This window comes from Microbacterium marinum (assembly GCF_014204835.1).
Lineage (GTDB): Bacteria > Actinomycetota > Actinomycetes > Actinomycetales > Microbacteriaceae > Microbacterium > Microbacterium marinum.
In genome coordinates, this window is sequence record NZ_JACHMD010000001.1 from 1,122,054 (window position 1) to 1,142,311 (window position 20,258).

At 69.6% G+C, this 20,258-nt stretch carries 18 protein-coding genes; 12 read left to right on the plus strand and 6 right to left on the minus strand.

Going from position 1 to position 20,258, the window contains the following annotated elements:
• A complete protein-coding gene (locus BKA24_RS05355; protein ID WP_184215893.1) occupies positions 1 to 423 on the minus strand; it encodes a metallopeptidase family protein in 423 nt (140 codons plus the stop codon).
• 133 nt (positions 424 to 556) lie between these two features.
• Here BKA24_RS05355 and BKA24_RS05360 point away from each other — a divergent pair, with 133 nt between their 5' ends.
• The 9 genes from BKA24_RS05360 to hpf all read left to right on the plus strand — a co-directional run bounded on the left by BKA24_RS05360 (position 557) and on the right by hpf (position 10,892).
• Positions 557 to 763 carry a DUF3499 family protein gene (locus BKA24_RS05360; protein WP_184215895.1) on the plus strand — a complete coding sequence of 69 codons (207 nt, stop codon included), beginning with the start codon at positions 557 to 559 and terminating at the stop codon, positions 761 to 763.
• Between the two features lie 99 nt (positions 764 to 862).
• On the plus strand, positions 863 to 2,320 hold the full coding sequence (gene ahcY / locus BKA24_RS05365) for an adenosylhomocysteinase (RefSeq protein ID WP_184215897.1): 1,458 nt from the start codon (positions 863 to 865) through the stop codon (positions 2,318 to 2,320).
• A gap of 60 nt (positions 2,321 to 2,380) precedes the next feature.
• Positions 2,381 to 2,815, plus strand: a complete 435-nt coding sequence (locus BKA24_RS05370; protein WP_184215899.1) for a Fur family transcriptional regulator — start codon at positions 2,381 to 2,383, stop codon at positions 2,813 to 2,815.
• 34 nt (positions 2,816 to 2,849) lie between these two features.
• The gene (gene katG / locus BKA24_RS05375; protein ID WP_184215901.1) at positions 2,850 to 5,189 is read left to right on the plus strand and encodes a catalase/peroxidase HPI; all 2,340 of its coding nucleotides are present in this window, start codon (positions 2,850 to 2,852) and stop codon (positions 5,187 to 5,189) included.
• 138 nt (positions 5,190 to 5,327) lie between these two features.
• Positions 5,328 to 6,011, plus strand: a complete 684-nt coding sequence (mtrA, locus tag BKA24_RS05380) for an MtrAB system response regulator MtrA (protein ID WP_184215903.1) — start codon at positions 5,328 to 5,330, stop codon at positions 6,009 to 6,011.
• Positions 6,012 to 6,033: 22 nt separating this feature from the next.
• A complete protein-coding gene (gene mtrB / locus BKA24_RS05385; RefSeq protein ID WP_184215905.1) occupies positions 6,034 to 7,716 on the plus strand; it encodes an MtrAB system histidine kinase MtrB in 1,683 nt (560 codons plus the stop codon).
• On the plus strand, positions 7,716 to 9,389 hold the full coding sequence (locus BKA24_RS05390) for an LpqB family beta-propeller domain-containing protein (protein ID WP_184215907.1): 1,674 nt from the start codon (positions 7,716 to 7,718) through the stop codon (positions 9,387 to 9,389). Before mtrB ends, BKA24_RS05390 begins: the two co-directional genes overlap by 1 nt.
• 111 nt (positions 9,390 to 9,500) lie before the next feature.
• The gene (locus tag BKA24_RS15905) at positions 9,501 to 10,118 is read left to right on the plus strand and encodes a ComF family protein (RefSeq protein ID WP_343065946.1); all 618 of its coding nucleotides are present in this window, start codon (positions 9,501 to 9,503) and stop codon (positions 10,116 to 10,118) included.
• Between the two features lie 111 nt (positions 10,119 to 10,229).
• Entirely contained in the window at positions 10,230 to 10,892 is a 663-nt protein-coding gene (gene hpf, locus BKA24_RS05400) for a ribosome hibernation-promoting factor, HPF/YfiA family (protein WP_184215911.1), read from the plus strand.
• 61 nt (positions 10,893 to 10,953) lie between these two features.
• Here the strand turns inward: hpf and BKA24_RS05405 are convergent, their stop codons facing one another.
• A complete protein-coding gene (locus BKA24_RS05405) occupies positions 10,954 to 11,784 on the minus strand; it encodes a serine hydrolase domain-containing protein (RefSeq protein WP_184215913.1) in 831 nt (276 codons plus the stop codon).
• Positions 11,784 to 13,109 carry a hypothetical protein gene (locus tag BKA24_RS05410; RefSeq protein WP_184215915.1) on the minus strand — a complete coding sequence of 442 codons (1,326 nt, stop codon included), beginning with the start codon at positions 13,107 to 13,109 and terminating at the stop codon, positions 11,784 to 11,786. The genes BKA24_RS05405 and BKA24_RS05410 overlap by 1 nt, the downstream gene beginning before the upstream one ends.
• Positions 13,110 to 13,259: 150 nt before the next feature.
• Here BKA24_RS05410 and secA point away from each other — a divergent pair, with 150 nt between their 5' ends.
• Complete coding sequence (gene secA, locus BKA24_RS05415; protein ID WP_184215917.1) at positions 13,260 to 16,049, plus strand: preprotein translocase subunit SecA; 2,790 nt, start codon at positions 13,260 to 13,262, stop codon at positions 16,047 to 16,049.
• Positions 16,050 to 16,121: 72 nt separating this feature from the next.
• The gene (locus tag BKA24_RS05420) at positions 16,122 to 17,345 is read left to right on the plus strand and encodes a pyridoxal phosphate-dependent aminotransferase (RefSeq protein ID WP_184215919.1); all 1,224 of its coding nucleotides are present in this window, start codon (positions 16,122 to 16,124) and stop codon (positions 17,343 to 17,345) included.
• 2 nt (positions 17,346 to 17,347) lie between these two features.
• Here the strand turns inward: BKA24_RS05420 and BKA24_RS05425 are convergent, their stop codons facing one another.
• Entirely contained in the window at positions 17,348 to 17,785 is a 438-nt protein-coding gene (locus BKA24_RS05425) for an Rv3235 family protein (RefSeq protein ID WP_184215921.1), read from the minus strand.
• A gap of 141 nt (positions 17,786 to 17,926) precedes the next feature.
• Here BKA24_RS05425 and BKA24_RS05430 point away from each other — a divergent pair, with 141 nt between their 5' ends.
• Positions 17,927 to 18,523 carry a hypothetical protein gene (locus tag BKA24_RS05430; protein WP_184215923.1) on the plus strand — a complete coding sequence of 199 codons (597 nt, stop codon included), beginning with the start codon at positions 17,927 to 17,929 and terminating at the stop codon, positions 18,521 to 18,523.
• 6 nt (positions 18,524 to 18,529) lie between these two features.
• On the opposite strand, the gene BKA24_RS05435 is transcribed toward BKA24_RS05430, so the two are convergent.
• Together BKA24_RS05435 and BKA24_RS05440 are read right to left on the minus strand one after the other, a co-directional pair.
• Positions 18,530 to 18,874, minus strand: coding sequence for a LysR family transcriptional regulator (locus tag BKA24_RS05435; protein ID WP_184215925.1), 345 nt, complete (start codon positions 18,872 to 18,874; stop codon positions 18,530 to 18,532).
• Positions 18,875 to 18,876: 2 nt separating this feature from the next.
• Positions 18,877 to 20,208, minus strand: a complete 1,332-nt coding sequence (locus BKA24_RS05440; protein ID WP_184215927.1) for a D-alanyl-D-alanine carboxypeptidase — start codon at positions 20,206 to 20,208, stop codon at positions 18,877 to 18,879.
• Positions 20,209 to 20,258: the final 50 nt, after the last annotated feature.

Below are 20,258 nucleotides of genomic sequence, written 5' to 3' on the forward strand. Positions count from 1 at the left end.
TCAGAATCGGAAGCGGTCGGGGCCGAGGTCCCAAGGATCGCGGTCGAGGTACTCGGCGGCGGCGCGGAAGACGCAGCTCTCGATCATCATCCGACGGTGCAGGTCGTCGCTGCGGTGCAGTCGCGCGAGACGCTCGATCGGCAGTCGGAACAGCACGATGCGGCGCTCGTCGGAGAGCACGGCCCACCGAGGGATGCCGTCGGCGTCGGCGGCGGGAGGCATCCACCCGACGTCGAACCGCACCTCGCGCAACTCCGGCCATGCGCTGCGCAGGAACTCGACGGCGGTGCTCACCGTCAGGTCGAACTTCTCGGCGCGCGTCTCGATCGCCGGCAACGGCGGCCGGACGACGGGGCTGCGGTCGACCCGTCCGTGTCGGCCGTGTCGGTCGGGACGGGACGCCGCGCGTGCGCGTCGCCTCACTCCGTGACCTCCGCGCTCATGACGCCATCCTATGCGCCGCGTCGCACGCGGATCAGTCTGCGGGGGAGTGCCGCGGCGCGTGACCGGCGCGGCATCGCGAACCGGACGGAACCGCCCGGTAGCGTGGCGGACGATGCTCGGAAGACTCTGCTCCAAGGTGGCCTGTGCGCGGGAAGCCGTCACGACGTTGACCTACGACTACGGCGACCAGATGGCCGTCGTCGGACCGTTGGGTGCGGGGAACGACCCTCACGCGCACGACCTGTGCGCGATCCACACCGGCCGACTCTCGGTGCCCAAGGGCTGGGTGGTCGTGCGTCACGAGACCCTGCGCGCCTGATCCGTCAGCGCGCCGCGCCGCGCCGACCCGACGCGAACCGCTCCGCCGCGAGCCGTCACGGGACGGAATGCGTCGGCTCGTGCGTGGGAGGATGGGCTCGTGCCCACTTCTGTGAAGACCCTCGAACACGTCGTCGCCGACCTCGCCCTCGCGCCCGCCGGTCGCCACCAGATCCGCCTCGCCGAGAACGAGATGCCGGGGCTGATGGCGCTCCGTGAGGAGTTCGGGCCGTCGCAGCCGCTGGCCGGGGCGCGGATCGCCGGCTCGCTGCACATGACCGTGCAGACCGCCGTGCTCATCGAGACCCTCGTCGCCCTCGGGGCGCAGGTGCGCTGGGCCAGCTGCAACATCTTCTCCACGCAGGACGAGGCTGCCGCGGCGGTCGTCGTCGGGCCGACCGGCACGGTCGACGAGCCGGCCGGCGTGCCGGTGTTCGCCTTCAAGGGCGAGACCCTCCGGGAGTACTGGGATCTCGCCGACCGCATCTTCGACTGGTCGACCGAGGGCTTCGACGGCCCGAACCTGATCCTCGACGATGGCGGCGACGCCACGCTCCTCGTGCACAAGGGGGCAGAGTTCGAGGCCGCAGGGGCCGTTCCCGAGGCGACGGATGCCGATTCGGCCGAGTACCGGATCGTGCTCGACACCCTTCGTGCGAGCCTCGCCCGCGACCCGCAGCGGTTCACCCGCATGGCGCAGTGTCTTCTCGGCGTCACCGAGGAGACCACGACCGGCGTCCACCGCCTCTACGAGCTGCACGCCGACGGCAAGCTGCTGTTCCCCGGGATCAACGTCAACGACTCCGTCACCAAGTCCAAGTTCGACAACAAGTACGGCATCCGCCATTCGCTGCCCGACGGCATCAACCGCGCCACCGACGTCCTCATGGGCGGCAAGGTCGCCTTCGTCGTCGGTTACGGCGACGTCGGCAAGGGCGCGGCCGAAGCGCTGCGCGGGCAGGGCGCCCGCGTGATCGTGAGCGAGGTCGACCCGATCTGCGCGCTGCAGGCGGCGATGGACGGTTACCAGGTCGCCCGCCTCGAGGATGTCGCGGATCAGGTCGACATCGTCATCACCGGAACCGGGAACACCCGGGTCGTGACGGTCGAGCACCTTCTCGCGTTGAAGCACCTCGCGATCGTCGGCAACGTGGGCCACTTCGACGACGAGATCGACATGGCGGCACTCGAAGCGGTTGCGGGTGTCGAGAAGATCGAGATCAAGCCTCAGGTCCACGAGTACCGGCTGCCCACCGGGCGCAGCATCCTCGTTCTCTCGGAGGGGCGTCTGCTGAACCTCGGCAATGCGACCGGTCACCCGTCCTTCGTCATGAGCGCGTCCTTCACGAACCAGGTGCTCGCCCAGATCGAGCTGTTCACGCGGACCGACGCGTACCCGACGGGTGTCTACGTGCTGCCCAAGGCGCTGGACGAGAAGGTCGCTCGCCTGCACCTGTCGGCCCTGGGTGTGCAGCTCACCGAGCTGACCGAGGAGCAGGCGGAGTACATCGGCGTCCCCGTCGAGGGTCCGTACAAGCTCGACCACTACCGCTACTGAGCCGGCAGAGGAGGTCACCTCTCTTTTGAATTGATCAAAAGAGAGGTGTACGCTGAAGTCATGTCCCTCACGGCCCTCGATCCCGTCGCCGCGCTCCGCGACGCCGGGCTCCGGGTCACCGACTCCCGGGTCGCCGTGATCGGCGCGCTCCTCGCGCACCCCCACGCGAGCGCGGACGCCGTGTTCTCCGCCGTCGCGCCCACTCTCGCGCGCGCCAGTCGCCAGTCGGTCTACAACGCGCTCAGCGACTTCGTCGACGCCGGCCTCGTCCGCCGGATCGAGCCGGCAGGACAGCCCATGCTCTTCGAGCTGCGCGTCGACGACAACCACCACCACCTGATCTGCAGCCGATGCGGTGCGGTGCAGGACGTCGACTGCGCCGTCGGCGCCGCGCCCTGCCTGCACCCCTCCGACGACCACGGATTCCAGGTGACCTCGGCCGAGGTCACCTACTGGGGTGTGTGCGGCGCCTGCGCGGCATCCCCTTCTTCTTGACCAGACCCGACACACCCCCAACGGAAGGATCACCATGAGCGACCGTGACCCCGAGGCCCAGCCCATCGGCGCTGACGCCACCGACGTCGACCAGGCCGTTACGCCGATCGACACCCCCGTAGACGAGCGTGCCGACGGTGAGGACCGTCCTCGCTCGAACGACGCCGACGCGTGCCCCGTCTTCCACGGCGCCCCCGGTGCCGACCGCCAGAACCATGGCGGACAGCCCCACCCGACGGTGGGCAACGCCAACCAGGTCTGGTGGCCGAATCAACTGAACCTCCGCATCCTCAAGAAGAACCCCGCCGTCGGCAACCCGGTCGGCGAGGACTTCGACTACAAAGCGGCGTTCGAGTCGCTCGACCTCGCTGCAGTCAAGGCCGACATCGCAAAGGTGCTCACCACCTCTCAGGACTGGTGGCCTGCTGACTTCGGCAACTACGGCCCGCTCATGATCCGCATGGCGTGGCACTCCGCCGGCACCTATCGTGCGACCGACGGCCGCGGTGGCGGCGGCACCGGCCAGCAGCGCTTCGCGCCGCTGAACAGCTGGCCCGACAACGTCAACCTCGACAAGGCCCGTCGCCTCCTGTGGCCGATCAAGAAGACCTACGGGCAGTCGCTCTCCTGGGGCGACCTGATGATCCTGGCCGGCAACGTCGCGCTTGAAACCATGGGCTTCTCGACCTTCGGCTTCGCCGGTGGCCGTCCCGATGTGTGGGAGCCGGACGACGACGTGTACTGGGGCCCGGAGACCACCTGGCTCGCCGACGAGCGCTACTCGGGCGACCGTGACCTGGAGAAGCCGCTCGCGGCAGTCCAGATGGGTCTGATCTACGTCAACCCCGAGGGCCCCAACGGCGAGCCCGACCCGATGAAATCGGCGCGCGACATCCGCGAGACCTTCGGCCGCATGGGCATGAACGACGAGGAGACCGTCGCCCTCATCGCCGGCGGCCACACCTTCGGCAAGACCCACGGCGCCGCACCCGACACGAACCTCGAGGGCAACCCCGAGGCCGCCGGGCTCGAGCAGCAGGGTCTCGGCTGGAAGAACAACAACGGCTCCGGCGTCGGCGATGACACCATCACCTCCGGCCTCGAGGTCACGTGGACCTACCACCCCACCCGCTGGGACAACGAGTTCTTCCACATCCTGTACGCGTACGAGTGGGAGCTCATGCGCAGCCCCGGCGGCGGCCACCAGTGGCGCCCCATCAACGGGGGAGGCGCCGACATGGTGCCGCTCGCGCACTCGAACGGTCGTCGCGAGCCCCGCATGCTCACGAGCGACCTCGCCCTGCGCACCGACCCCGCGTACGACGCGGTCTCGCGGCGCTTCAAGGACGACCCGGTCGCGTTCGGCGACGCGTTCGCGCGCGCCTGGTTCAAGCTGACCCACCGCGATATGGGGCCGATCGCCCGCTACCTCGGCCCCGAGGTTCCGCAGGAGGAGCTCCTCTGGCAGGACCCGGTCCCCGCGGTCGATCACGAGCTCATCGACGACGCGGATGCCGCGGCGCTCAAGGAGCAGATCCTCGCCACCGGACTGACCGTCGCCGAGCTCGTCTCGACGACCTGGGCGGCCGCGTCCACGTTCCGCGGCAGCGACAAGCGCGGTGGCGTCAACGGCGCCCGCATCCGTCTCGCGCCGCAGAAGGATTGGGAGGCCAACAACCCGGCCCAGCTCCAGAAGGTGCTGGGCGCCCTGGAGGGCGTGCAGTCGGCGTTCAACGACGGACGGACCGACGGCAAGAAGGTGTCCCTCGCCGACCTGATCGTGCTCGCCGGCAACGCCGGGGTCGAGAAGGCTGCGCGCGACGCGGGCACCGCGGTCACCGTGCCGTTCCACCCGGGTCGCACGGATGCCACGCAGGAGCAGACCGACGAGCTGTCGTTCGGCTACCTCGAGCCCGCCGCCGACGGCTTCCGCAACTACTACGGACCGCGCGCCGTTTTGCCGGCCGAGCACCACCTCGTGGACAAGGCGAACCTCCTCACCCTGAGCGCGCCGGAGATGACGGTCCTCGTGGGCGGCCTGCGAGCCCTCGGGGCGAACTGGGACGGGTCGGCGTACGGCGTCTTCACGCAGCGGCCCGGTGTTCTCACGAACGACGTGTTCGTGTCGCTGCTCGACCTCGGTGCGACCTGGACGGCGCTGGACCCGGGGGCCCACGCCTACCGCGGCACCGCCGCCGACGGCTCGCCCATCGGTGTCGGAACGCGCGCGGACCTGCTGTTCAGCTCGAACTCGGAGCTGCGCGCGATCGCCGAGGTGTACGCCTCCGACGACGCGGCCGAGAAGTTCGTCCGCGACTTCGTCGCGGCCTGGACGAAGGTGACCGAACTCGACCGGTTCGACCTGCACCGTTGATCGCACCTCCCGCACGGCCCGTTCCTCTCGGAGCGGGCCGTGCGGCGTCTCCCCGCCGGTGGCGGCGGTCGGATACTGTGGAACCACCCGACGGCGGGCCACCTGCATTCCGCCAGACCTGAAGGACGTACCGCCCGCATGACATCGCGCATCCTGGTTGTCGACGACGACACCGCCCTGGCCGAGATGATCGGCATCGTGCTGCGCACGGAAGGGTTCGACGTCGTCTTCTGTGCGGACGGGGCTGCCGCGGTCGACACCTGGCGCGACGAGCGACCGGATCTCATCCTCTTGGACCTGATGCTGCCCGGGCTCGATGGCATCGAGGTGTGCACGCAGGTGCGTGCCGAGTCCGGCGTGCCGATCATCATGCTCACCGCGCGCACCGACACCGCCGACGTCGTGCGCGGACTCGAATCCGGGGCCGACGACTACATCGTCAAACCCTTCAACCCCAAGGAACTGGTCGCCCGCATCCGCACGCGTCTGCGCCCGGCGGCGACCGAGTCGCCGAGTGAGACGCTGCGCATCGGCGATCTGTCCGTCGACGTCGCCGCGCACGAGGTCCGTCGGGCGGATGGTCCCATCGCGCTCACGCCGCTCGAGTTCGAGCTGCTCGTCGCCCTGGCATCCAAGCCTCAGCAGGTGTTCACCCGCGAGATGCTGCTCGAGCAGGTGTGGGGCTATCACTACAAGGCCGACACGCGCCTGGTCAACGTGCACGTGCAGCGCCTGCGCGCGAAGGTCGAAAAAGATCCCGACAACCCCCAGATCGTGACGACCGTGCGCGGCGTGGGCTACCGCGCCGGCGCCGCGGTGTGAACAGCGCCCGGGAGTCGTGCCGGTGTCGGTGACCACCCGCACCGGCACTCACACGGTGGTGCCCGCGTGGCGGGACTGGCGATCGTGGGGGAGGCGCATCGCGCTCGCGTGGCGGCGATCGCTGCGCTTCCGAACGCTGGCGGCCACCCTCACGCTGACGGCATTGACGATCCTCATCGCCCTCGTGTGGATGTCGTTGGCGATCCAGAACGACCTGTACGAGTCGCGCTCGGCTCAGGTGCAGGATGCCGCGAAGCGGGCGACGCAGGCCGCCCAGACGACCCTCGACGCGGCCGTGGTGGAGGGCGACCCGGTCGCCCTGCAGGTGCTGATGGACGAGGTGCGCCGCGAGATCCTGTCGCGCCAGGGCGGAACCACGATGGTCGCCGTCTTCCGCATCGATGACGAGCCATCCGCGATCGCCCCGCAGGGCTTCGAAGGCGGCGGGCTGACGGCGTCGATGATCAGTCCCGCGCTCCAGGAGAGTGTCCAGCTCACCGGCGATCGGCAGTGGTGGCAGTCGATCGCCCTTCCCGACGGCGACGAGGGCGAGACCCCCGGCATCCTCGTCGGGCAACAGCTTGTGGTCCCCGAGGCGGGTGCCTACGAGCTCTACTTCGCCTACGACCTCGCCTCCGAGCAGCAGACGCTCCAGTTCGTGCAGGTGACGCTGTGGGTCGTCGGCATCGCCCTGCTCGTGCTGATCGGCGGCATCTCGCTGTTCGTCCTGCGATCGGTGACCGTGCCGATCGCCCAGGCCGCCGAGACCAGTGCGAAGCTCGCCTCCGGGGATCTCGCGGTGCGGCTGCCGGTGCGAGGCGAGGATGAGTTCGCCACACTGGGCCGCTCCTTCAACGCGATGGCGGACAGCATCGAGAGCCAGATCAAGGAGCTCGCGGAGCTTTCCCTCGTGCAGCAGCGTTTCGTCTCGGACGTGTCGCACGAGCTGCGCACTCCGCTGACGACGATCCGCCTGGCAGCCGACATGATCAACGACCAGCGGGACGAGTTCGAACCGGCGACGGCGCGAGCGGCGGAGCTGCTGCACGCCCAGGTGCAGCGGTTCGAGCTGCTGCTGGCCGACCTGCTGGAGATCAGCCGGTACGACGCGGGCTCGGTCCAGCTCGAGACGGAGGCCACCAGTCTCGCCCACCTCGCCGAGGACGTCATCGAGTCGATGCGACAGCTCGCCGAGCAGCACGGGACGGATGTCCGGCTGGTGGCGCCCGGCGGATACTCGCCGGTGGAGATGGACCCGCGCCGGGTGCGACGCATCGTCCGCAATCTGCTCGGCAACGCCATCGAGCATGGCGAGGGACGCCCGATCGTGGTGACCGTCGACAGCGACCAGCGTGCCGTCGCCCTCGGGGTCAGGGACTTCGGGATGGGGATGAGCGCCGAGGACGCTGAGCGCGTGTTCGATCGGTTCTGGCGCGCGGATCCCTCCCGCCGCCGCACCATCGGGGGGACGGGCTTGGGGCTCTCGATCGCGCTGGGCGACGCGCGCCTGCACGGCGGGACGCTGTCGGTGTGGTCCGAGCCCGGTGGCGGAACGAACTTCGTGCTGACGCTGCCCCGACGCCTCGGGGATAACCTCGTCGGCGCCTCTCCCGTCGAGGTCGAACCTCCCGGTGGAGCGCTCACTCTGGAGGACCTCGGATTGACGCAGCCCATCTCACTACCGTCCCGGGAGGTCGACTCATGATGTCGGTGCGCAAGGCCGCCACCGGCGCCCTCGCCCTGGTTCTCGCCGGTGTGATGGCCGCCTGCTCCGGGCTTCCCGTCGACGGTCCGGTCCATGTCGGCCGGGCGATCGACGAGGTCGAGGGGATCCCGGAGTTCTCGTTCGTGCCCGACGGACCGGTGGCCGACGCGACACCGCAGCAGGTCGTCGAGGGGTTCATCGCCGCGGGCTCGGGCCCGCGACAGAACTGGTCCGTGGCGCAGCAGTTCCTCACCCCGTCCTTCCGTGACACCTGGAAGCCGCAGGCGGGCGTCACCATCTACGCGGCGGGGGACCGCACGATCGATGTCGTCTCCGACGAGCAGATCACGGTGACCGTCGACCCGGTCGCGACCGTCGACGCCAGCGGCGCGTACCGTCCGGGCGGGGCGGGACCCATCGCGCTCTCCTACGAACTCGTGCAGGAAGAAGGCCAGTGGCGGATCGCCCAGGCCCCGGACGGCATCGTGCTCGACGCGAATCGGTTCAGCACCGTGTTCCGCAGCTACCCGCTCGCCTACTTCGACAGCGGGTGGTCCTCGATCGTCCCCGACGTACGCTGGTTCCCGGTGACCAACGCGGCCACACGGATCGCGGATGCCGTCGTGACCGGTTCGCCCAGTCCCTGGCTGTCGGGAGCGGTGCGGTCCGCCTTTCCCGACGACGTCTCGCTGACTCAGCCCTCGGTTCCGGTGGATGCCGGGGTGGCCCAGGTCTCCCTCGACGCGAGCGCACGCGATCTCCCACCCGCCACGCTGGCACGGATGCAGACCCAGCTTGAGCAGAGCCTGTCGACGGCGGGGATCCTCGACGTCCAGATGCTCGTGGGGGACGAGGTGCTCGACGTGCCCTCCGTCGACGTCGACGAGCACCGGGTGGATGTGCGACCGCTCGTCCTCGCGGAAGGCCGCTTGGGCTTCCTGTCCGGGGCGGAGGTGGAGGAGCTCCCGGAGCTGAGTGCGGCACTCGCCGAGACCGACCCGGAGTCGATCGAGGTCGACGCCGACCGGACGACGGCCGCGGTGCGCACCACGACGGGCGCGGTGGTCCGCGTGCAGGCCGACGGGACGGTGACCGAGCTCGACACACGCGCGGGCATGACGGCGCCGAGCATCGACCCGTTCGGCCACATCTGGACCGTGCCCGCATCGTCGCCCACCGAGGTCGTCGCCTATGCGCCGGACGGTGGGGCGCGGACGCTCGCCGGCGGATGGCCGGGAGCGACGGATGTCGCAGCGATGCGGGTCTCCCGTGACGGCACCCGCGTCGCGGCGCTCGTGCGGGACGGCGGTGAGCCGGCGGTCTGGGTGGCGGGGGTGATCCGCGACGACGCGGGCGCCCCGGTGGGACTCGGCGACCCGCTTCCGGTCGCGATGCTCGCCGGTGACGGGGTGGAGCTCACCTGGCTGGGCGGGTCGACCGTCGCGCTCATCTGGACGGACGGCGAGCAGCGGGTGATGCGAGAGCAGCCGATCGGCGGGGAGGGGACCGAGGTCCGGGCTCCCGACGGCGTCGTCTCGATCGCGGGCGGCAATCAATCCGGCAGCGTCCGCCTCCGCACGGGCGAAGGCGGCCTGTTCGTCCAACGCGGCTCCTGGCAGTTCCTCGCCCCCGACGTCACGGTCCTCGCCGTCCAGCAGGGCGTCCCCGGCTGACGTCTCCTCCCCAGCGCGTCTTCGGTAACGGATCGACACCGCGACGGATCCTTCGGCTCACCACCCCGGCATCCGGCGGTTCGATCGAGTGTGGACTCCTTCGGTGAACGCGTGGCCCAGGCTCTCGTCGAGGCGCTCGCCGTGGTCTTCCCGACCTGGTGCGCGGGATGCGACGAGGTCGACGTCTCGCTGTGTGATGCGTGCCGCGCGGGCCTCGCGGCGCAGCCGGTGAGGCGTCACCTCGGCAACGCGCTGGAGGTGCGGAGTGCCCTGCGCTTCGAAGGAGTCGCCGCCCGTGTGCTGCGGGCGCTGAAGGAAGAAGGCCGGACGGGCTTGGCGCGCCCGCTCGGACACGCGATGGCAGCGGCCTGGGTCTACGACGACGCCGTGGCCGTACCGGTGCCTTCCTCGCGCGCCTCGATGCGTCGGCGCGGGTTCGCCGCGACCGAGCTGCTCACGAAGCGGGCGGGGCTGCGGACCGCGCGACTGCTGGTCCCTGCCCGGCGCGCCGCAGACCAGCGGGGTCTGAGCCGCACGGAGCGGATGGCGAACATGTCGGGCGCGTTCGTCGCACGGCCCGCTGAAGGTGTCCGTGTCGTTCTCATCGACGATGTCGTGACCACCGGTGCCACCCTCCTCGACGCGCGACGGGCCCTGCGCGATGCGGGGGCGATCGTGCTCGGAGCGGTCACCGCCATGGACACGCCGCGTCGTCGGAGGACTGAATGAAATTCACGGTCCTCGGAGGATGACATCGGGTGAACGGCGCACTACCGTGGGGGGACACAAGGCGAACCGAGGTCCGCCCTTGACCGGGCGGACCGGAACAAGGAGGTCACGATGGAGATCAGTATCGTCGGCGTGGGAGTGAGCGTCAGCGACCGATTCCGCTCAGTTGCCGAGGAGAAGTCCGCCCGAATCGAGCACCTCGCGCCCCGTGCGCAGCGACTCGACATCAAGGTCACGCATCGCGCCTATCACAACGGATCCCGCGAGGACGAGACCGTGGAGGTGACACTCACCGGCAAAGGCCCGCTGGTGCGGGCCGAGGCCGTCGACGGCGATAAGTTCGCCGCTCTCGATCTGGCTGTGACCAAACTCGCCGAACAGATCCGGCGCGCCAAGGAGAAGCGCGTCGATGCGCGCAACCACCCGCGCGGCGCGAAACTCGAGAAGGGGAGCGGCACGCTCACCGGCATCGACGTCCAGCCGGCCTCCGTCGACGTCATCCGCGCCGTCGCCACCGGCGAAGTGCCCATCATCACCGGGAACGAGGACGAAGAGGACTACACCCCCGTCGTGATCCGCACCAAGCGCTTCGACGCGGAGTGGATGACCGTCGAGGACGCCGTCGACCGGATGGAGCTCGTCGGACACGACTTCTTCCTGTTCATCGACGCGCGGAGCGACCAGCCCAGTGTCGTCTACCGCCGCAAGGGCTGGGACTACGGCGTGATCTCCCTCACCACGACAGCGGCGCCGGAGGCCGAGCTCGCAAGCTGACCCGGACAGCAGAGGGGGCGGGTGCCATGCGGCATCCGCCCCCTCTGCTGTCCAGGTCGGATCAGCCGGCGCGCAGCGCGGCGACGATCCCGTCGCTGAAGGGCGGCCAGGCTCGCGCGGCCCACTCGCCGAAGGGTCGATCCGTGAGCGCGACGACCGCGGCGCCCGCCTCGGGGTCCACCCAGAGGAACGTGCCGGCCTGGCCGAAGTGGCCGAAGGTGCGCGCGGAGTTGGTCGATCCCGTCCAGTGGGGGGACTTGCTCCCGCGGATCTCGAATCCCAGGCCCCAGTCATTGTGCTCCTGCACGCCGAAGCCGGGAAGGACGCCCCGCCGCTCCGGGAAGACCACGCTGGTCGCGCGCTGGAGCGTGCCGCGGTCGAGGAGCCGGGGCTGCTGCAGTTCGGCGGCGAACCGCGAGAGGTCACCGCTCGTCGACCATCCGCCGGCCGCCGGCGAGCCGGCGATCGTGGTCTGCGTCATCCCGAGGGGGTCGAAGACGGCTTCGCGCGCGTACTCGTCGAACCCGATGCCCGTCTCGGACTCGAGCAGGTCGCCGAGGACCTCGAAACCGGTGTTGGAATAGAGCCTGCGCTTCCCCGGCTCCGCTCGCACCTCTCGTGAGGAGAAGTCGTAGCCGGCGGTGTGCGCGAGGAGATGCTCAACCGTCGACCCGGCCGGGCCCGCGGGCTGATCGAGGGACAGCGCGCCCTCCTCGATCGCGACGAGCAGGGCGTAGGCGCTCAAGGGCTTGGTGACCGAGGCGAGACGGTACCGATGATTCTGATCGCCGGCGGATGCCGCGACATCGCCGCCTGCCGTGATGACGGCGACCGACACGCGCGGTGCCGGCCACTCCATCGCCGTCGCGGCTGCGTCTTGGAGAGCGCTCATCAGTCGAAGATGCCGTCGAGGATGCTTCCGATCATGAGACCGCCGAGGAGGCCGCCGACCATGTCTCCGCCGCCCATCCCGCCTCCGCGACGTCCGCCCCCGTAGCCGCCGGAGTTCCACTCGTCGGGCCGCGACGAATCGATGTCGCGCTGGGCGAGTTCGAGAGCCTGACCGGCGAGCTGACCTGCGCGCCGCGCGAGGTTCATGGCCCGCTCCCGGTCGTCCTCGGGAATGGGGCCGGCGAACGCCATGAGGTCGGAGCGGATGCGTTCGGCTTCTGCGAGACGGGTCCGGGCGTCGGCGCCGATCCATCCGCGGTGCCCGGAGATGACGCTGCGCGCGACACCGATCTGGCGGTCCGCGTCGTCGATGGCGTGGCGGACGTGCGCCTCGGCGGGGATCGGGCGCTCCGCGCGTTCCCGCGCCTTGGCGACGGCGGCGTCCAGTGCCGCGTTGGCCGTGCGGAGGCGGCTGAGTTCGGTGAACGGGTCGGGCTTGCTGCCGGCCGGCGTGAGAGACCGCAACGCCGTCTCGAGCTCTGCTGCGGCCGCGCCGACCTCGGGAGTCGACCGCAGCGGCTGCGCCACGACGAGGTCCTCGCGCGAGTCCTCGACGATCGCCGTGAGCGTGGACTCGGCACGCAGCGCTTCGATCTCGAAGGTGTCGACGGCCTCGACCAGCGTCGACGCGCGGCGGGACGCCTCGATCGCCGTTTCGAGGGCGAGGTTCGCCTGCTCGCGGTGCCCGTCGTCTCGGCGCCGCTCCGACACGGCCGCGCTGTGCTCGGCGAAGTCGAGGAGCTGGGCGGCCTCGGTCGCGTTGCCGCGCACTGTGCGCATCGCGGCATCCGAATACCGCTGCGACAGGCGCTCGAGTGTGGTGTTCAGTGCGGGGAGGCGCTCGCGCATCCGCGTCACGTCGCGGCGGATGCCCTCGATGATCTCGGGCGCGCGACGGGCGCGGGCGATCGCCTCGCCGAGCGACTCGGTCCGGTCGTCGAGGAGGTCTTCGGCCCACTCGCACAGCTGGACGATGCGGGCGTTGCGCGTACGCAGTTCCTCGGGGGTGTCGGGGATCTCGTCGAAGTTCAGCTGGTTGAGGTGGAAAGCCTCGCCCAGGTGCTGCCGGACGGCGGAGAGCGCATCGCGCAGATCCTTCGTCGCATCCCGGCCGAGTTCGATCTCGGCGTACGCGAGCTCGTCGTCGGTGACGCGGATGCGTTCGTCCGCGGCGACCAGAGCCGCTCCCGCCTTCCGACTCAGTTCGGCGTCCTGCGCCTCGATCTCCGCGTCCTCGCGCTTGCGTCTGCCCCAGAAACCGGCCATGGGCCGATCTTACGTGTCCTCTCAGGCGCGGAGCTGTCCAGCACCTTCGAAGGTCACAGACCGATAACATGGCGGAGTATGTCCGCGCGCCCGTGTGCGCGGGATCCTCGACACCGTCCGTCGAGGCGACCCGACAGATGGAGATCCTCCGTGGCGAACCCCCTCGAGAAACTGCTTCGCGCCGGCGAAGGCCGCGTCCTGCGCAGACTGCAGCAGGTCGTCAAGGCCGTCGGTGCACTCGAAGAGGACTATGCGCACCTGACCGACGAGGAGCTGCGCGGCGAGACCGCCGAGCTCCGGGCCCGCTACGAGGCGGGGGAGTCGCTGGACAAGCTGATGCCCGAGGCCTTCGCCGCGGTGCGCGAGGCCGCCAAGCGGACCCTCGGCCAGCGTCCCTACGACGTGCAGGTGATGGGTGGCGCCGCTCTCCACCTCGGCAACATCGCCGAGATGAAGACCGGTGAGGGCAAGACGCTCACCGCCGCACTGCCGGCGTACCTCAACGCGATCGCCGGCAAGGGCGTCCACGTCATCACGGTCAACGACTTCCTGGCCTCGTACCAGTCCGAGCTGATGGGCCGCGTCTACCGCGCTCTCGGGATGACCACCGGCACCGTCGTCGCCGGTCAGACCCCCGAGGTGCGCCGGGAGCAGTACGAGGCGGACATCACCTACGGCACCAACAACGAGTTCGGCTTCGACTACCTGCGCGACAACATGGCGTGGCGCAAGGACGACCTCGTCCAGCGGGGACACTTCTTCTGCATCGTCGACGAGGTCGACTCGATCCTCATCGACGAGGCGCGTACGCCACTGATCATCTCGGGCCCGTCCTCGGGTGAGGCGAACCGCTGGTTCCTCGAGTTCGCGAAAATCGCGCGGACGCTCGAGGCAGGCGTCGATTTCGAGGTCGACGAGAAGAAGCGCACGATCGGCGTGCTCGAGCCCGGCATTGAGAAGGTCGAGGACTATCTCGGCATCGACAACCTGTACGAGTCGGCCAACACCCCGCTGATCTCGTTCCTCAACAACTCGATCAAGGCGCTCGCGCTGTTCAAGCGCGACACCGACTACGTCGTGATGAACGGCGAGGTGATGATCGTCGACGAGCACACCGGTCGCATCCTCGTGGGCCGCCGGTACAACGAGGGCATCCACCAGGCGATCGAGGCGAAGGAGGGCGTGGCGGTCAAGGCCGAGAACCAGACCCTCGCCACCGTGACCCTGCAGAACTACTTCCGCCTGTACGAGAAGCTCTCCGGCATGACGGGAACCGCCGAAACCGAGGCGGCCGAGTTCATGTCGACGTACAAGCTCGGTGTCGTTCCCATCCCGACCAATCGCCCGATGGTCCGAAAGGACCAGTCCGACCTCGTCTACAAGAACGAGCAGGCGAAGTTCGCGCAGGTGGTCGAGGATATCGCCGAGCGGCACGAGTCTGGTCAGCCGGTCCTCGTCGGCACGGTGAGCGTCGAGAAGAGCGAATACCTCTCGCGGCTGCTCGCGAAGAAGGGCATCAAGCACGAGGTCCTCAACGCGAAGAACCACGCTCGCGAGGCGGAGATCGTCGCCCGCGCCGGACGCTACGGGGCGGTCACCGTCGCGACGAACATGGCCGGTCGCGGCACCGACATCATGCTCGGCGGCAACGCGGAGTTCCTCGCCGTCTCGGAGATGAAGGCGAAGGGCCTCGACCCGGTCGAGACCCCCGAAGAGTACGAGGCGGCGTGGGATGAGGTCTACGCGGCGGTCAAGGACACCGTCCAGGCCGAGGCCGACCGAGTGGTCGCCGCCGGCGGGCTCTACGTCCTCGGCACCGAGCGCCACGAGTCCCGTCGCATCGACAACCAGCTCCGCGGTCGCTCGGGTCGTCAGGGCGACCCCGGCGAGAGCCGCTTCTACCTGTCGCTCACCGATGACCTGATGCGACTGTTCCAGTCGGGCGCGGCCGAGGCGATCCTCGCGCGGACGAACTTCCCCGACGACGTCGCCATCGAGTCGTCCATGGTGACGCGGGCGATACGCAGTGCGCAGGGCCAGGTCGAGGCCCGCAACGCGGAGATCCGCAAGAACGTCCTCAAGTACGACGACGTCCTCAACCGCCAGCGCGAGGCGATCTACGCCGACCGCCGCCACATGCTCGAGGGCGACGACCTCACCGAGCGCGTTCAGCACTTCATCGAAGACGCCATCAGCGCCATCATCGACGACCACACCGGCTCGGGACACAACGAGAGCTGGGACTTCGACGCGCTGTGGACCGAGCTGAAGACGCTCTATCCCGTGAGCGTGACCATCGACGAGGTCGTCGCGGACAGCGGCGCGAAGGGCAAGATCACGCCTGAGCTGCTGAAGCGGGAGCTGCTCTCGGACGCCCGGATCGCCTACCAGGCCCGTGAGGAGAAGCTGGGCGCCGCCGCGATGCGTGAGCTGGAGCGTCGCGTCGTCCTCCAGGTGCTGGACCGGCGCTGGCGCGACCACCTGTACGAGATGGACTACCTCAAGGACGGCATCGGTCTGCGGGCCATGGCGCAGCGCGACCCCCTCATCGAGTACCAGCGCGAGGGGTACCAGATGTTCCAGGCGATGATGGGCCAGATCAAGGAGGAGTCGGTCGGCTTCCTCTACAACCTCGACGTCGAGGTCCGCCCGCAGGACGGCGGGGACATCGAGGCGCAGGTCGAGGCGAAGGGTCTCGCCGCGCCCACGGTGGAGCCGCAGAAGCTGCAGTACACGGCAGCCAATGACGCCGGTGAGGTCGAGGTCCGCAACGAGCGCGGTCAGGTCCAGCAGGCGGCGACCAACAAGGTGCGTCAGGCCCAGGCGCCGCAGCAGGCTCCGGCCGAGGGGGCGCGTGGCGCGTTCGGGCAGCGGACTGAGACGCCGGATGCCGCGCCGCAGAACCGCGCGCAGCGCAGGGCCGGCGGCAAGAAGAAGTGATCCCGCGTCGGTCGGTGGCGATCAGGCCACCGGCCGACGATTGGACCGGGTGCGCCCAGATATTCTGATCCGATGACACCCCGCATCCTCGATCAGTCGTCCAAGCTCAAAGACGTCCTTTACGAGATCCGCGGGGCAGCACTGGTCGAGGCCGATCGGCTGCAGGACGAGGGCCACACGATCCTGAAGCTGAACACGGGCAATCCCGCGGTGTTCGGATTCGAGGCTCCGTTCCAGATCGTGCGCGACATGATCGAGGCCATCCCGCAGGCGCACGGCTACTCGGACTCCCGGGGCATCATGTCGGCGCGGCGCGCCATCGTGTCGCGGTACGAGCAGGTGCCGGGCTTCCCGAAGTTCGATCCCGACGACGTCTACCTCGGCAACGGCGTCTCCGAGCTCATCACGATGACGATGCAGGCGCTGCTCGACGAGGGTGACGAGGTGCTGATCCCCGCTCCGGACTATCCGCTGTGGACAGCCATGACCAGCCTCGCGGGGGGAACCCCGGTGCACTACCGCACCGACAGCGACGCCGGATGGCAGCCGGATCTCGAGGACATCCGCGCCAAGGTCACCGATCGGACGAAGGCCATCGTCGTCATCAACCCGAACAATCCGACGGGCGCGGTGTACACCCGCGAGGTGCTCGAGGGCATCGTCGAGATCGCGCGCGAGCGGGAGCTGCTGCTGCTCTCGGACGAGATCTACGATCGGATCCTGTTCGACGACGCGGTTCACATCCCGCTGGCGACGCTGGCGCCGGATCTGCTGTGTCTCACCTACAACGGTCTGTCGAAGACCTACCGGGTCGCCGGGTACCGATCGGGCTGGATGGTCATCACGGGTCCGAAGAAGCACGCGGCGGGGTTCCTGGAGGGTATCCAGCTCCTCGCCTCGACGCGGCTGTGTCCCAACGTCCCGGCGCAGTTCGCCGTCCAGGCCGCGCTGTCGGGGGTGCAGTCCATCGATTCGCTCATCGCGCCGACCGGTCGTCTGCACGAGCAGCGGGATGCCGCGTGGGAGGGGCTGACGTCGATCCCGGGTGTCACCTGCGCGAAGCCGCAAGGGGCGTTGTACGCCTTCCCTCGGCTCGACCCGAACGTGTACGAGATCCATGACGACGCGAAGTTCGTGTACGACTTCCTCGTCGCAGAGCATGTCCTGCTGGTGCAGGGGACCGGATTCAACTGGCCGACGCCCGATCACATCCGCATCGTCACCCTTCCGGAGGCTCGGGTGCTCACCGAGGCGATCGAGCGTCTGGGCAACTTCCTCGCGTCGTATCGGCAGTAGCGTCAGAGCAGGGCGAGGGAACTGGCGCGCCAGCGGCCGTCCCAGCCTTCGAAGCGCATGGCGACGGCCCGCGTGCGAACGGGGCCCGCGACGACCACGACGGCTTCGACAACACCGTCGGCAGGTTCGCAGAGTCGCTGGCTGAGGATCGAGTGCGCGGGGCGCACCGCGGTCACGCCTCGGGCGCTTCGCGCTCGGGCGGACAGGTTCGCGCGGGTCACCAGGGCGCGATACGCATCCTCCCCGAGCCAGCGGGCCAACTGGTCGACCTCGCGGACTCCGGCGAGGACCTCGAGGACGCCGATGGTCAGGTTCTTGACGAGCGGTTCCACGTCGGGCAGATCCTTCGCCGAGGTGTGCTGCGGCGCGAAGTATTCGGCGACGTCGAGCGAACTCCCCGACCGGGGGACGGGGGCATCGTGGATTGCGTGGTGGGCCATGTCGGTTCCTCTCGTCGACAGGACGGGGGCTTTTCGCAAGTGGACCCGAGTACAGCACAGCCGTGCGCGACGGCGGATGAGAATGCTCCAACATGTGGACAGAACCCCCGCGGGCCGGCGGGATCATCTACCGTCGGCCGGGTGCGCTGGGATCGCTTCTTCGAAGACCTCGAGGATCAGCTCGACTCCGAATGGGAGGCCGAGCGGATCGCTCTGGACACCGAGGCTGAGCGCCTGCGCCTGTCCCGGGTTGGTCTGCTCGAGCGGCTCACCGCGGTGGCGCGCGACGTCCCCGCCGCGGTGAGCGTCGATCTGTGCGACGGCACCGGGATCACCGCTCCGCTGGCGGCGGTCGGCCCCGATTGGGTGGCGCTCGCGTCCGACGGCGGTCGCTCCGGTGCGATCCTCGTCCCCTGGGCGTCCATCGCGGCGATCGGGATGCCGCACGCCGACCTGCTGCGGACGGCGCACGGTGCGAGCCCCGGGCGATTGCAGGAGCGGATGACTCTCGGTTTCGTGCTGCGCGACCTCGTCCGGCGACGCGTTCCCGTCACCGTGGCGACGACCGGAGGCAGGACCTACACCGGCACGATCGACCGCGCGGCATCCGACCACCTCGACATGGCCCTGCACGATCGGGACGAACCGCGTCGGGCGGACCGCGTGACGGGACATCGGCTGGTGCCGCTGGCCGCCGTCGTCACGGTGCGACTCGATTCTCCCGTCGCGCTCGTGTGAGCGCGGTCAGCGACCCTGACGCTTCTTGTAGGGCTTCGGCTGGCCCTTGACGATCGGCGCACGACCCTTGCCCTTCGAGGCCTTCGCTTTGCCTCCGGCGGGGACCGGCGGGGCGGGTGCCGGTTCGGGTGCGTCCGCGATGAGTCGCGGAGCGTCGCGGAGCAGGGCGGTTCCGGCGGGAGTCAGGGTCGTCGGCCTCTCGCGGTCGATCAGGCGCTCGCCGACCTCGGCCTCCAGCTTGTCGATCGAGGTGTAGAGCGACGCGAGCGGGATGCCCAGCGCGATCGCGGCGCGGGGGAAGTGCAGATGCTCGGCCACGACGACGAAGCGCTGGAGGTGGGTGATGTTCATCGTCACCAGTCTGCGAGATCACCCGGGTGGGTCAGGCGCCACCACGCCGAGGGCTCGGGGATGTCCTCGGCCAGGACGACCCGAGCCGACTGCGCACCCGAGGGTGTCGTCCACACCAGCTCGCCGACGCCCGTTCCGGCCGTCTGGTGAACGGGGGCGGTGGCACGCAGCTCGACGTCGATGGGGGCGTCCGACCAGACGCGCACCGCAGGAGAGCCTGCCACCACCACGGCCGACGATTCGCCCCAGACGGTTTCCACCGTTCCCACCCGCTGCCGTGGCTCGGTGAGGGCGATCTGACGGAAGCCGTCACGGATGCTGGCGAGCAGCGCGCGCACGTTGCCGTCCACGCTCGCCCGGGTCGATCCGCCGAGGATGACGCCCACCACGTCGAGCCGCTGCCCGCCGGGCGCGTCGATTCGAGCCGTGAAGAGGAGGTTGAACTGCTCCATCCCGAGGTTCCCGGTCTTGAGCCCGGTGACGCCGTCGACGCCCAGGAGAGCGTTCGTGGACTGGACGCGGTCGATGCCGCGGATATCGAACGACGTCGTCGCCGCGATCTCGGCGACCACCGGGTTGGCGGACGCGATCCTTGCGAGCGCGAGGAGGTCCTCCGGCGTCGCGGTGTTCGCGGGCGAGATGCCCGTCGGGTCGACGATCACCGTGTCGTCCAGTCCCTGCTCCGACAGCCAGCCGCGTGCCGCGCCGAGGTACCCGGAGGTCGACCCGAACGCCCAGGTCGCCAGCGCGTCGGCGTAGTTGCTGGCCGAGGGAATGAGCATGACGCTCAGCGCGTCGCGCAGCGACATCGTGATGCCCGTCGGCATCGGGACGATCGTCGCGCCTCGGACGTAGTAGTCGTCGTACAGGTCGTGGGCGGCCTTGCCGAAGGTGATGGTCGGACCGGCTTCGTTCGGGGCGATGGGATACGCATCGAGGATCGTCAGCGCGGTGACGAGCTTCGCGATACTCGCGATGGGTCGCGGCTCCGACCCGCCCACCGCTGCGGACATTGTGCCACCCGTCTGGACGCTCTCATCGAACCCCGTGACGACGACGGCCGCGGCGGCCCGCGTCGGCATCGCGAGCGTCACGGGCTCCGTGGTCGGCGGCTCCGGCGCGCTGGCGAACAGCGTCGCGGCCGGCAGGGGAGCGGACAGGGCCCACACGACGTACCCGCCGACCGCGGCGGCCAGCAGGGCGAATACCGTGAGGACGACCACCGGACCGCGCCAGCGCCGGGTGCGGGCGGGGGGAGACGCGGCATCCGCTTCGGGATCGAAGAGCGCGCTGATCTCCGTCAGTGCGTCGCTGTGGTCGCGCGGCACGGTCATTCGGTTCCCCCCGGTCCGATTGGCTCCCCTCATCATGCCTGATGAGGGAT